Annotated in this window: 9 protein-coding genes; 5 read left to right on the top strand and 4 right to left on the bottom strand. The window is 74.7% G+C overall.

The genetic code is table 11. The features are described 5' to 3' along the window. The first annotated feature begins 136 nt into the window (after positions 1 to 136). A complete protein-coding gene (locus Q2K16_RS14205) occupies positions 137 to 1,879 on the top strand; it encodes a substrate-binding domain-containing protein (RefSeq protein WP_302745943.1) in 1,743 nt (580 codons plus the stop codon). Between the two features lie 214 nt (positions 1,880 to 2,093). Beyond that, positions 2,094 to 3,581 carry a sugar transferase gene (locus tag Q2K16_RS14200; protein WP_302745942.1) on the top strand — a complete coding sequence of 496 codons (1,488 nt, stop codon included), beginning with the start codon at positions 2,094 to 2,096 and terminating at the stop codon, positions 3,579 to 3,581. Between the two features lie 51 nt (positions 3,582 to 3,632). On the opposite strand, the gene Q2K16_RS14195 is transcribed toward Q2K16_RS14200, so the two are convergent. Further along, the gene (locus Q2K16_RS14195) at positions 3,633 to 4,766 is read right to left on the bottom strand and encodes a PP2C family protein-serine/threonine phosphatase (protein WP_302745941.1); all 1,134 of its coding nucleotides are present in this window, start codon (positions 4,764 to 4,766) and stop codon (positions 3,633 to 3,635) included. 94 nt (positions 4,767 to 4,860) lie between these two features. Here Q2K16_RS14195 and Q2K16_RS14190 point away from each other — a divergent pair, with 94 nt between their 5' ends. Next, positions 4,861 to 5,370: a MarR family transcriptional regulator gene (locus tag Q2K16_RS14190; RefSeq protein ID WP_302746481.1), complete on the top strand. Its 510-nt coding sequence runs from the start codon at positions 4,861 to 4,863 to the stop codon at positions 5,368 to 5,370. 11 nt (positions 5,371 to 5,381) lie between these two features. Here Q2K16_RS14190 and Q2K16_RS14185 read toward each other — a convergent pair whose 3' ends face one another. The 3 genes from Q2K16_RS14185 to Q2K16_RS14175 all read right to left on the bottom strand — a co-directional run bounded on the left by Q2K16_RS14185 (position 5,382) and on the right by Q2K16_RS14175 (position 9,497). Next, the gene (locus Q2K16_RS14185; protein ID WP_302745940.1) at positions 5,382 to 6,431 is read right to left on the bottom strand and encodes a cobalamin B12-binding domain-containing protein; all 1,050 of its coding nucleotides are present in this window, start codon (positions 6,429 to 6,431) and stop codon (positions 5,382 to 5,384) included. Then, entirely contained in the window at positions 6,428 to 8,104 is a 1,677-nt protein-coding gene (locus Q2K16_RS14180) for a PP2C family protein-serine/threonine phosphatase (RefSeq protein WP_302745938.1), read from the bottom strand. Before Q2K16_RS14180 ends, Q2K16_RS14185 begins: the two co-directional genes overlap by 4 nt. 130 nt (positions 8,105 to 8,234) lie before the next feature. Beyond that, positions 8,235 to 9,497: an ROK family protein gene (locus Q2K16_RS14175; protein WP_302745936.1), complete on the bottom strand. Its 1,263-nt coding sequence runs from the start codon at positions 9,495 to 9,497 to the stop codon at positions 8,235 to 8,237. Between the two features lie 70 nt (positions 9,498 to 9,567). Here Q2K16_RS14175 and xylA point away from each other — a divergent pair, with 70 nt between their 5' ends. Beyond that, the gene (gene xylA / locus Q2K16_RS14170) at positions 9,568 to 10,755 is read left to right on the top strand and encodes a xylose isomerase (RefSeq protein WP_302745934.1); all 1,188 of its coding nucleotides are present in this window, start codon (positions 9,568 to 9,570) and stop codon (positions 10,753 to 10,755) included. 11 nt (positions 10,756 to 10,766) lie between these two features. Next, on the top strand, positions 10,767 to 12,227 hold the full coding sequence (gene xylB / locus Q2K16_RS14165; RefSeq protein WP_302745933.1) for a xylulokinase: 1,461 nt from the start codon (positions 10,767 to 10,769) through the stop codon (positions 12,225 to 12,227). The last annotated feature ends 45 nt before the right edge of the window (positions 12,228 to 12,272 follow it).

Raw genomic sequence — 12,272 nt, 5'->3', positions numbered from 1 at the left:
ACGTCACGAGACGATTTGATTACTCAGAGTGGCGAAATAGTGATCAACTGTTTCTCCTGCGTAACTTTCGTCCGAACGGTTGTGGCAGAAAGCGAACGAGATACGCAAGATGGTCAGCGTGTCTGGCCGCCATCGCATGCGTTCAAGTATCCGAGGAGCGGGCGTCGCCGCGGCGGCGACCGCGCTCGTCGTCGTGGTCGGCGGCTCCTGGGTCGGTTACCAGCAGTTGGCCGGACCGTCCTGCTCGGGGGAGATCCAGCTCGCCGTGGCCACCGCGCCCGAGGTCGCGCCGGCAGTCGAGGCGGCGGCGGCTCAGTGGACGACGGACGGGGCGGCGGTCGGTGGCACCTGCATCAAGGTGAACGTCACCGCCTCCGAACCGGTGGAGGTGGCCGCTGCGGTGGCCAGCAAGCACGGGGCCAGCCTCGCCGGGGTGGGGCAGGCCAGCGGCACCGCGGTCACCCCCGACGTGTGGATTCCGGACTCGTCGACCTGGCTGCTGCGCCTCAAGAGCGGCGGCGCCACCGCGTTCGCCCCCGGCAACGGCGCGTCGATCGCCCGTAGCCCGATCGTGGTGGCCATGCCGCAGCCGATCGCCAGCACCAAGTTCGGCTGGCCGGAGAAGAAGCTCACCTGGAACGACATGCTGCGCGCCGTACGCAGCGACAAGCCGCTGCGGGCCGGCATCGTCGAGCCGACCCAGGACGCCGCCGGGCTCTCCGGCCTGCTCTCCCTGACCGCCGCGGCCAGCGGCGGGGGCGGCGACGCCCAGCAGGCGACCACGGCCGCCCTGCGGGCGCTGGCCACCGGACGCTCGGCGCTGCGGCAGGACCTGCTGGCCCGGTTCCCGCGCTCCAACGACCCGACCTCCATCGCCAGCGCGCTCGGCGCCGCCGCGCTGTCGGAGGAGGACGTCATCGCCTACAACAACACCAAGCCGCCGATCCCGCTGGCCGCGCTCTACCTGGAGCCGTCGCCGATGCCACTTGACTACCCGTACGCGGTGCTCCCCGGGATCGACCAGGCCAAGGCGTCGGCCGCGAAGGTGCTCTTCGAACTGCTCACCACGCAGAGCTTCAAGAACCGGCTCGCCGTGCAGTCGCTGCGGGCCCCCGACGGCAACTGGGGCGAGGGCTTCAAGGCGCCGCAGGGTGCGCCGAGCCCGGCCGGCGGCGGTACGGCAGTGCCCCCGTCCGGCGGGACCGCCGCCGGTGGACTGGACCCGGTGGCCATAGACCGGGCGGTCTCCGGCTGGTCGATCGCCACCCAGTCGGGGCGGATGCTCTGCGTCATCGACGTCTCCGGCTCGATGAAGGCCCCCGTCCCGTCGGCCAACAACGCCAGCCGGGAGCAGGTGACCGTGGCGGCGGCCAGCCGGGGCCTGAACCTCTTCGACGACTCCTGGTCGATCGGGCTGTGGACCTTCTCCACCGAGCTGGTCGGCTCGCGGGACTGGCGGGAGATCGAGCCGATCAACCCGTTGTCCGGCAACCGGGGCAAGCTGGAGCAGGGGCTCGCCGGCATCCGCCCGTCCAGCGGCGACACCGGCCTGTACGACACCATGCTGGCGGCGTACAAGACCGTCCAGGACGGTTGGGAACCCGGCCGGGTCAACTCGGTGGTGCTGTTCACCGACGGCAAGAACGAGGACAAGAACGGCATCTCGCAGAGCGCGCTGATCAGCCGGCTCAAGCAGCTCAACGACCCGGAGCGCCCGGTGCAGGTGGTCATCATCGGCATCGGCAGCGAGGTCTCCAAGGCCGAACTCCAGTCCATCACCAACGTCACCGGTGGCGGCGCCTTCGTCACCGAGGACCCGTCCAAGATCGGTGACATCTTCCTGAAGGCCATCGCGTTGCGCCCGAACGCACCGCGCTGAGCCCTCGCACAGCGCAGGCGACCTGCCGCGCCGGGCAAACCGGTGCGGTAGTGCGCTTTCCGGCTCCGGCCGGATGACGAAAACTGACGGTAATGCGTCCGAGGCAATTGGTGAGCATCATTGTTGGGGCAGGATGTCGGGAGTGTTCCGGCGGGCGGCCCGCGGGGATGACCACCGGTCCCGGAGTCGACCAGTGTGATGTGGGGGAGGTTGGGTGACCTCGGCGACACTGTCCACGCCCGTCCGTACCCCGCCGACGGCACCAGGTGCCCGGCCGGCGGGTACCCGGTCACAGTCCAGCCAGCGGGGCTATGTGCGGACGCTCGTGGTGCTGGACACCGCCGTGCTGTCGCTGGCGGTCCTCGCCGGCTACGCCACCCGCTTCGGCGACGCCGTGCCGCGCGGCTCGGAGATCCCGTACGTGGTGGTGGCGCCGGCCCTGGTGCTGGTCTGGCTGGTCTCGCTCAAGGCGCTGCGCTGCTACGACGACCGGGTGCTCGGCTACGGCGCGGACGAGTACCGGCGGGTCAGCGGGGCGAGCCTGCGGCTGGCCGGCGGGGTCGCGATCGCCGGCTACATCTTCGACGTCGGGGTCTCCCGGGGCTTCCTCGGCATCTCCTTCGCCGTCGGCACCGTCGCGCTGGTCGCCGCCCGCTTCGCCGCCCGCAAGGCGCTGCACCGGGCCCGCTGCCGGGGCGACGGCTGGTCCCGCCGGGTCCTCGTCGTCGGGGACACCGCGCACGTGCTGGAGCTGGTGCACACCCTGCGCCGGGAGCCGTACGCCGGCTACCACGTGGTCGGCGCGTGCATCCCCGACGCGCTGCTCGCCCCGGTGCCGCAGCGGCTCAGCGACGTGCCTGTGGTGGGGTCCCTGCGGGGCATCCCCGAGGCCGCCGCCGCGATCGGCGCGGACACCGTCGCGGTCACCGCGTCCGGTGAGCTGACCGCGACCCGGCTGCGCCGGCTGGGCTGGCAGTTGGAGGGCACCGGGATCGACCTGGTCGTCGCGCCCGCCCTCACCGACGTCGCCGGCCCGCGTATCCACACCCGGCCGGTGGCTGGGCTGCCGCTGATCCACGTCGAGGCGCCCGAGTTCCGGGGGGCCCGCAAGCTGGTCAAGGAGTTCGTCGACCGGTCCGCCGCCGCCGTGGCGCTGGCGCTGCTGCTGCCCCTGGTGGCGCTGATCGCGCTGGCCGTCCGGTTGGACAGCCGGGGGCCGGTGCTGTTCCGGCAGACCCGGGTCGGGCAGGGGGGTCGGGAGTTCGGGGTGCTGAAGTTCCGCACCATGGTGGTCAACGCCGACGCGCTGCTGGCCGAGCTGGTGGCCCGCAACGAGACCAACGGGCTGATGTTCAAGATGCGCGACGACCCGCGGGTCACCCGGATCGGGCGGCTGCTGCGCAAGTGGTCGCTTGACGAGCTACCCCAGCTGGTCAACGTGCTGCTCGGCCAGATGAGCCTGGTCGGCCCCCGTCCGCCGTTACCCTCCGAGGTGGCCCGCTACGACGGCGACGTGGCCCGCCGCCTGCTGGTCAAACCGGGCATGACCGGCCTCTGGCAGGTCAGCGGCCGGTCCGACCTGAGCTGGGAGGACGGCATCCGGCTGGACCTCTACTACGTGGAGAACTGGTCGCTCGCCGCCGACCTGACCATCCTGTGGAAGACCTTCGGCGCGGTGCTGCGCGGGCGCGGGGCCTACTGACCGTCGGCCCGCACCGCCCGCCACCGGGACGCGTCGGGCCCGCCACCGGCCTTACTCCTGCGGGCCGGTCCAGTCGAGGCAGACGACCACCGCGTCGTCGACCAGGTCACCGGCGACGAAGGCGCGCAGGTCACCGATGAGCGAACGGACCGCGTCCAGCGGCGTCATCGGTCCGGTACGCCGCAGGAAACGGTCCAGCGCCGTCTCGCCGTACCGGACGTGCTGCCCGGTCGCGTCGATCACGCCGTCGCTGAGCACGAACAGCCGGTCGCCACGGCGCAGCTCGAAGCTTTGGTGCTGGTAGTCGGTGCCCTCGAACATGCCCAGCGGAAACTGCTTGTCGAGCGCCTGCTCGCTGACCTCACCGTCGCGCAGCAGCACCAGCCGGGGCGACCCGGCGTCCACCGCCGTCAGCACCCCGGTGGCCAGATCCAGCTCCATCACCAGGGCGGACAGGTGCTGCTCGCCCCGGTGCAGGGCGTAGACCGCCTGGTCGGCGAGGGCGACCTGGTCGGCGAGGGCCAGCCCGCCCCGACGCGCGTTGCGCAACGCGTGGGTGGCCAGCGCGGTGAGCATCGAGGCGGCCACCCCCTCACCGGTGCCGTTGATGGCCGACAGCCACAGCCGGGTGCCGTCGTCGGACCAGTCGAAACTGTCCCCGCGCACCGCGTACGCCGGTTCGAGCTGGCCGGCGAGGCGGAACGAGGGCCGGTCCCGGCTGCGCCCCGGCAGCAGTTCCCACTGCATCTCGGCGGCGAGGGTGAGCCGGCGGGCCCGGCGGGAGGCCCGGTAGACGTCGGTGCCGGCGGTGACCGCGGCCAGCTCGTGCCCCAGGGCGGTGGCGATGCGGGTCAACTCCTCGGCCGCCGTCCGGTCCTCGGGCACCGGGGTCAACCGCAGCACCCCGCGCCGCTCGCCCCGCATGCCGACGGGGAACCAGCCGACCCCGTCGGCGAGCACCGGCTGCTGGTGGTCGTAGCAGCGCCAGGCCGGGTGACCGGGCCCGGTCAGCGGGTCGCCGCCACCCAGCGGCAGCAGCACCGACAGCCGGTAGTCGACCTGGAACAGCTCCACGTCGGTGATCGGGTAGGACCGCCCCAGCTCCTCGGCGAGCCGTTCCAGCAGCAGGTCCGCGGGCGACTCGGTCAGCACCCGTCGGGCCCGGCACTCGGGTCCGCTGGTCATTCACGCCTCCTGACAGCGCAGATCCCCTGGTACGGGGGGTAGTCTCGGGCCCACCATGGCCGAAGAAAGCGGTCCTAGCGGACCAGACGTGAGTATGGCCGCCGAGCTGGACGCCGCGACAGGGGCCCTGCTCTCCGTGTGGGAGGCGGCCCGGGAGAGCACCACCAGCCGACTGTCCAGCGCGCAGTTGCGTGCCGTCATGGTGGTCGAACGGCACGACGGGATCAACCTGCGCCGGCTCGCCACACTGCTCAACATGCTGCTCTCCTCGGCGAGCCGGCTCTGCGACCGGCTGGTCGCCGCCGGCATGCTGGAGCGGGAGCCGGGCCGGTCGGACCGGCGGGAGATCGCCCTGCACCTGACTTCGGAGGCGACCCGCCTCCTGGCCGAGCTGCGCCGGGACCGCCGGCAGCGGCTCGCCGCCGTGCTGGCCGGGATGAGCGGCGAGGGCCGGGGGGCGTTGCTGCGCGGTCTGGTGGAGTTCGACCGGGTGGCGCGGGCCCGGGAGGGGGAGGGCGGGCCGGTGGTCGAGTTGCCGTCCGCACCGCCCCCACCGGCCCAGGCCCGGCCCGGCAACGGCACCCCGGCGGCCCGGTCGGCCTGATCCGCCGACGGTCACGGGGTCGTGGTCAGCAGGCTTCGGGCCCGACGCAGGTAGTCCCCGGCGTGCGGGTGCTCGGTCAGCGCGGTGGCGCACACCCGGAGCGCGGTGTCCAGCAGTCCGGGACCGTCCCGGGTGTCGGGCATCTCCGTCTGCCAGCGGGCGAACTCGACGAGCAGACCCGGGTCGCCGATCCGGATCGCCGCGGCCAGCGCGTCGACCAGTTGGGCGACCGCACCGGCGACCTCCTCGACCCGGTCGGGCTCCGGGGCCACCTCGCGGAGCACGAGCTGTACGAGGTCGCGACGGTGGCGCAGCACCGCGACGTACTCGTCGGTGCCGGCCCCCGGGACGGGACCGGTGTGCGGTGCCGGGCACAGCGGGCCGGCCAGCAGCCGGGCCGCGTCCCGGGCGGTCGCACCCCAGGCGGCGGCGCCGACGGCGGCGGCCCAGCGGCCGTCCGGGCCGAAACCCGGGCCGCCTGCCACCACCGGCACCCCGGCCGCCCGGCACGCCTCGATCATCCGCCCGGCCCGGATCAACCGGCTCGGCTGCACACAGCTGAGCAGCACCGCGTCCGGGCCGGTCTGGTGCAGGTAGGAGACCAGCTGCCGAACCGGCACGCTCGCGCCGAGGAAGGTGACCCGCCAGCCGGCGGCGCGGACCGCCTCGACGACGATCCGGGCGGCCAGCGCGTGCCACTCGCCCTCGACGCAGGCCATCACCACGTGCCCCCGGTCGCCCGTCGGGCCGCCGCGGGCGGCGACCGCCTCGACGACCCGCTCGCTGACGTGGGTGGCGGCGTGTTCCTGGGCGACGCTCCACCGGCCGGTCAGCCAGCGCAGTCCCACCTCGCGCTGGGTCACGGCGACCAGGTCCACCAGGACGTCGGCCACCGACGAGCCGGCGTCCAGCAACCCGGTCGCGATCCGGGTGGCGGCCGGCAGGTCGGTCCGGTCCAGACAGTCGAGGTACGCCGCGACGACCTCCGGGCCCACCACCGGCGGTCCGGCTCCGGCCGGCGGGCCCGGGTCCGCGGCGGTCGGCCCGTCCGGCCGGCTCACGCCGGTTCCGCCGCGCGGACGGCCAGCATCGCGATGTCGTCGTGGCTCTCCCCGTCCAGCCACTCGTCGACGAGTTGGAGCAGCCAGTCGATCACGGCGGCGGGCGGCAGACCGGCCACGGTGGCGAGCGCCTGCCGCAGCCGCTGCTCGCCGAACATCTCGACGGCCGCCGCGCCGCCACGCGCCTCGGTCACCCCGTCGGTGTACGCCAGCAGCAGTTCACCCGGGGCGAGGCGTACCTCCACCTCGACGAAGGTCGCCGAGGCGAACGCGCCGATCGGCATCCCGCCCACCCGCGCCTCGACGATGCTGCCGTCGGCGCGTACCACCAGCGGGGACGGGTGCCCGCCGCCGGCGATACGGAGCCGCAGGCCGCCGTCGGCCTCCGGTTCGGTGGTGCCCAGCAGCAGGGTGGTGAACTGGCTGCGCCGGGCGGCGTCGGGGGAGTCGAACAGCGCCCGGTTGAGCAGCGCGACGAGTTCCCGGGGACGCTGTTCGACCAGCCGCAGGGTCTGCAACGACTGGCGTACCCGGCCGGTGAGCACGGCCGCGCCGACCCCCTTGCCGCAGACGTCGCCGAGGGCGAACAGGGCCCCGGTGGCGGTGCGGAAGACCTCGTAGAAGTCGCCGCCGATGCGCAGGCTGTCCCCGGCGGAGCGGTAACCGCCGGCCAGGGTGACGCCGGGCACCGGGGGCAGTTCCGGGGGGAGCAGGCTGTGCTGGAGCACCCGGGCCAGGTGGGCCTGCTCGCCGTAGAGTTCGGCGGCGGCGACCGCGGACCCGGCTCGGGCGGCGAACTCCCGGGCCAGCTCGATGTCGCGCTGGTCGAAGCCGGACCGACCGACCCGGCGGACCAGGACCAACGCGCCGGCCGGTCCGCCGGCGCTGGGCATCGGGCTGATCAGCACGGTGCCGGGACGGCCGAAGCCCGGCGGCAGCACGGCATCCAGGTCGGCCAGTTCGGCGTCGAGCCAGGGACTGGGGTCGGTGGTCGCGCCGCTGAGCGCCTCGACGAGCCCGGGGACCGCGCCGGTCAGCTCGGGGTCGGCGACCCCACCGACCGGGCCGGGGTCGCCGTCGGCGTACCGCAGCCAGTGCGGGACGTCCTCGCCGGGCTGCGGGGGCCGGTGCACGACCAGCGCCGCGTCGGCCAGGTAGGGCACGGGCAGGGTGACGGTGCTGCGGAGGGTCTGCTCGCGGTGCAGCGAGAGCCCGAGCCGACTGCCGGCCCGGGCCAGGAACGCGGTGCGGGAACGCTCGGCCAGCAGCGCGTCGGTGCGGGCCTGTTCGTCGGTGACGTCCCGCACGTACCAGGCGCAGCCCCCGCCGGCCAGGGGGCGGCAGACCCCGCGCAGCCGGCGTCCCCGGTGCTGGGCGTCGAACGTCGCGGCGTCGCCGGTGACCGCGCCGGCCAGCGCCGGCACGGTGCCCCGGGTCAGGTCGGTACCGGGGGTCAGCTCGGGCAGGAGCTGCCCGGCCATCGCGTTGACCAGGGTGACCCGCCCGGCGTGGTCGGTGGTGACCACCGCCTCGGCGAGGCCGTCGAGCAGTTCCCGGGCGAGCTGCGGGTCGGCCGGCAGCGGGCCGTCCGGCGACGGGTGGGCCGACGCGCGGGACACCTGTCCGCCGCCGCTCACCGGGCCGGCGTGCCCGTCCCGGTGGGTCGTCGTCACCGCCGGGTGCCGGGCGCGTCGGTCTGTCGACCTCTGCGCATGCTGGGAGTGCTCTCCTCGGTAGGAAAATTGGTTGCCGTAGGGAAAGCGTACCGAGGTGGGCCGGGGATCGGCCAGCGAGGAAGCGGGGTCACCCCGGGCGCGAGAGCCAGCCGGACGGGCGGGCGATGATCCGGCGGACCACCGCACCGGCCCCGCCGACGGCTGCGGACTCGGCCCCGAGCGCCGCCGGCCGGACCGTCACCGGGGACCACCCGCTGGTGAGCACCCGGGCGTCGAGTTCGGCCAGCACCGGCGGGCACAGCCACGGCGCGAGGGTCGCGTATCCGCCGCCGAGCACGACGGTGTCCAGGTCGAGCAGGTTCACCACCCCGGAGACGGCCACCCCGAGGGCGGTGCCGGCGGCGTGCAGCGCGTCGAGCGCGGCCGGGTCGCCGGAGCCGGCCAGGTCGGCCAGCCGGCGGGCGGCCGTGTCGGCCGGCAGGTCCACCCCGGCCAGCCCGGCCGCGACCAGCACGGCCTCCTGCCCGGCGTACGTCTCCAGGCAGCCCCGCGCCCCGCAGCGGCAGGTGGGACCGGCCGGATCGACGGGTACGTGACCCAGTTCGCCGCTCCAGCCCCGGGAACCCCGGAACAGCGCCCCGTCGAGCACGATCCCGGCACCGATGCCGATCTCGCCGGAGACGTGCAGGAAGCTCTGCGGGCCTCCGGGGCGGGCGTGCAGTTCGCCCAGCGCGGCGAGGTTCGCCTCGTTCTCCACCACCAGCGGCGGCACCCCGTCGACCGGGTCGGTGAGGGCGGGGTGGCCGGCGAGCAGGGCCGGCACGTCGACCTCCCGCCAGCCCAGGTTGGGGGCGAGCCGGACCAGGCCGCGCGCGTCGACCAGCCCCGGTACGGCCAGGGCCGCCCCGGCGAGGCCGAGCCCGGCGTCGTCGGCGGCGGCGCGGGCCCGCCGGGCCAGGCCGACCAGGTCGGTGAGCGCGTCGGCGGGGGAGAGCGGGCGCAGGTCGACCCGGCGCACCTCGTGGTGCCGGACGGCGCCGGTGAGGTCGACCACGCAGGCGGCGAGGTAGTCGACGTTGACCTCCAGGCCGAGCCCGGCCGGGCCGGTGTCGCCGAGCAGCAGCCCCCGGGCGGGCCGGCCGGCGCCGGTGCGGGGCGCGGGGTCGGCCTCGGTGACCAGCCGGCCGGCGATCAGGTCGTCGACGACGGCCGACACGGTGGCCCGGGTCAGGCCGGTGTCGGCGGCGATCTCGGCCCGGGAGGGCGGCCGGCCGGTCGTGGCGATCCGCCGCAGCACCACGGCGAGGTTGAGTTCGCGCAGGCTGCCCTGGCGGACCGCGCCGGCGGTCCGGGTGTCGGTCACCCCTTGACAGTGCCACAGCACGGCCATTTAATTCAACCACTGAACAAATTGCGGGTGACACACCCACCGCCACCATCATCCTCACCGGAGGTCTGCCATGGCACCCCGTCCCACCCCTGCCGACAAGTTCTCCTTCGGGCTCTGGACGGTGGGCTGGCAGGCCCGTGACCCGTTCGGCGACGCCACCCGCCCCGAGCTGGACGCCGTCGAGGCCGTGCACCGGCTCGCCGAGCTGGGCGCGTACGGCATCACCTTCCACGACGACGACCTGATCCCGTTCGGCGCCGACAACGCCGCCCGGGAGGCCCAGCTCGCCCGGTTCCGCAAGGCCCTCGACGAGACCGGCCTGGTCGTGCCGATGGTCACCACCAACCTCTTCACCCATCCGCTGTTCAAGGACGGCGGCTTCACCAGCAACGACCGCGACGTGCGCCGCTACGCGCTGCGCAAGGTGCTGCGCAACGTCGACCTCGCCGCCGACCTGGGCGCCAAGACCTTCGTCATGTGGGGCGGCCGGGAAGGCTCCGAGTACGACGTCGCCAAGGACATCCGGGCCGCGCTGGACCGCTACCGCGAGGCGGTCGACGTGCTCTGCCAGTACGTCGTCGACCAGGGCTACGACCTGCGGTTCGCCATCGAGCCCAAGCCGAACGAGCCGCGCGGCGACATCCTGCTCCCCACCGTCGGGCACGCGCTGGCGTTCATCTCCCAGCTGGCCCGCCCCGAGATGGTCGGCCTCAACCCCGAGGTCGGGCACGAGCAGATGGCCGGCCTCAACTACGCCCACGGCATCGCCCAGGCGCTCTGGCAGGGCAAGCTGTTCCACCTCGACCTCAACGGCCAGCGCGGCATCAAGTACGACCAGGATCTGGTCTTCGGCCACGGCGACCTGATGAACGCGTTCGCCCTGGTCGACCTGCTGGAGAACGGCGGCCCCAACGGCGGCCCGGCGTACGACGGCCCGCGCCACTTCGACTACAAGCCCTCCCGCACCGAGGACATCGCCGGGGTGTGGGCGTCGGCCGAGGCCAACATGCGCACCTACCTGCTGCTCAAGGAGCGGGCGGCGGCGTTCCGGGCCGACCCGGAGGTGGTCGAGGCGCTCGCCGCCAGCAAGGTCGGCGAGCTGGCCAGCCCGACGCTGGGTGACGGTGAGGGCTACGCCGGGCTGCTCGCCGACCGGTCCGCGTTCGAGGAGTTCGACGTGGACGCGACGGCCGCGAAGGGCTTCGCCTTCGTGCGGCTCAACCAGCTCGCCGTCGAGCACCTGCTCGGCGCGCGCTGAGGCGGCCCGGCATGCCGCTCGTCGCCGGGGTGGACTCGTCCACCCAGTCCTGCAAGGTGGTCGTCCGGGACGCGGAGACCGGCGCGCTGGTCCGCGAGGGCCGTGCGCCGCACCCGGACGGCACCGAGGTCGACCCACGGGCCTGGTGGGATGCCCTGCTGGCCGCCGTCGAGGCGGCCGGTGGGCTGGCCGACGTGGCGGCCGTGTCGGTCGCCGGTCAGCAGCACGGCATGGTCTGCCTCGACGAGACGGGCGAGGTCGTCCGGCCGGCGCTGCTGTGGAACGACACCCGGTCCGCCGACGCGGCCCGGGACCTGATCGCCGAGGCCGGTGGCGGGGAGACCGGCCGCCGGTTCTGGGCCGACGCGGTGGGGCTGGTCCCGGTGGCCAGCTTCACCGCCACCAAGCTGCGCTGGCTGGCCCGGCACGAGCCGGAGCGGGCCGCCCGGGTCGCCGCCGTCTGCCTGCCGCACGACTGGCTGACCTGGCGGTTGGCGGGTGCCCCCGGCCTGGCGGCGCTGCGCACCGACCGGGGTGACGCCAGCGGCACCGGCTACTGGTCGCCGGTGACCGGGCAGTACCGCCCCGACCTGCTGGAAAAGGCGTTCGGCCGGGTCGTCGAGGTGCCCACGGTGCTCGGTCCCGCCGCGCAGGCCGGCGTGCTCGACCCGGCCGTGCTCGGGGACGGCCGGGCGGTGCCGGGCGGGGACGTCCTGCTCGGTCCCGGCACCGGGGACAATGCCGCCGCCGCGCTGGGCGTGGGTGCCGGTCCGGGCGACGTGGTCGTCTCGATCGGCACCTCGGGCACGGTGTTCGCGGTGGCGGACACGCCGGCCGCCGACGCCGGTGGCGCGGTGGCCGGGTTCGCCGACGCGACCGGCCGGTTCCTGCCGCTGGTCTGCACGCTCAACGCGGCCCGGGTGCTCGACTCGGCGGCGACGCTGCTCGGCGTCGACCTCGACACGCTGTCCGAGCTGGCGTTGAGCGCCCCGCCCGGTGCCGACGGCCTGGTCATGGTGCCCTACCTGGAGGGGGAGCGGACCCCGGACCGCCCCACCGCCACCGGCTCGGTGCACGGCCTCACCCTGCGCACCGCCACCCCGGCGCACCTGGCCCGGGCGGCGGTGGAGGGGATGCTCTGCGCGCTGGCCGACGGCCTCGACGCGCTGGTCGCCCAGGGCGCGACGGTCGAGCGGGTGATCCTGGTCGGCGGCGGGGCGCGTTCGGCGGCCGTCCGCCGGATCGCGCCGCAGGTCTTCGGCCGTCCCGTGGTGGTGCCCCCGCCGGGGGAGTACGTCGCCGACGGTGCGGCCCGCCAGGCCGCCTGGGTCGCCCTGGGTGGCGCGACGCCGCCCACCTGGGAGCCGAAGGACACCGAGGAGTACGCGGCGGAGCCCGTCCCCGCCATCCGCCGGCGGTACGCCGAGGCCCGCGACCACACCCTCGACCGGGTGGCCGTGCCCGGGGAGTGACCCACCGGACCGGACGACGTCGACAGGTGACCGGCGCACGGGGGC

The sequence above is a fragment of the Micromonospora cynarisoli genome (assembly GCF_030518815.1).
Taxonomy (GTDB): domain Bacteria; phylum Actinomycetota; class Actinomycetes; order Mycobacteriales; family Micromonosporaceae; genus Micromonospora; species Micromonospora wenchangensis.
The sequence above is the reverse complement of the archived record's forward strand: the minus strand, read 5'-3'. Positions and strand labels throughout refer to the sequence as shown.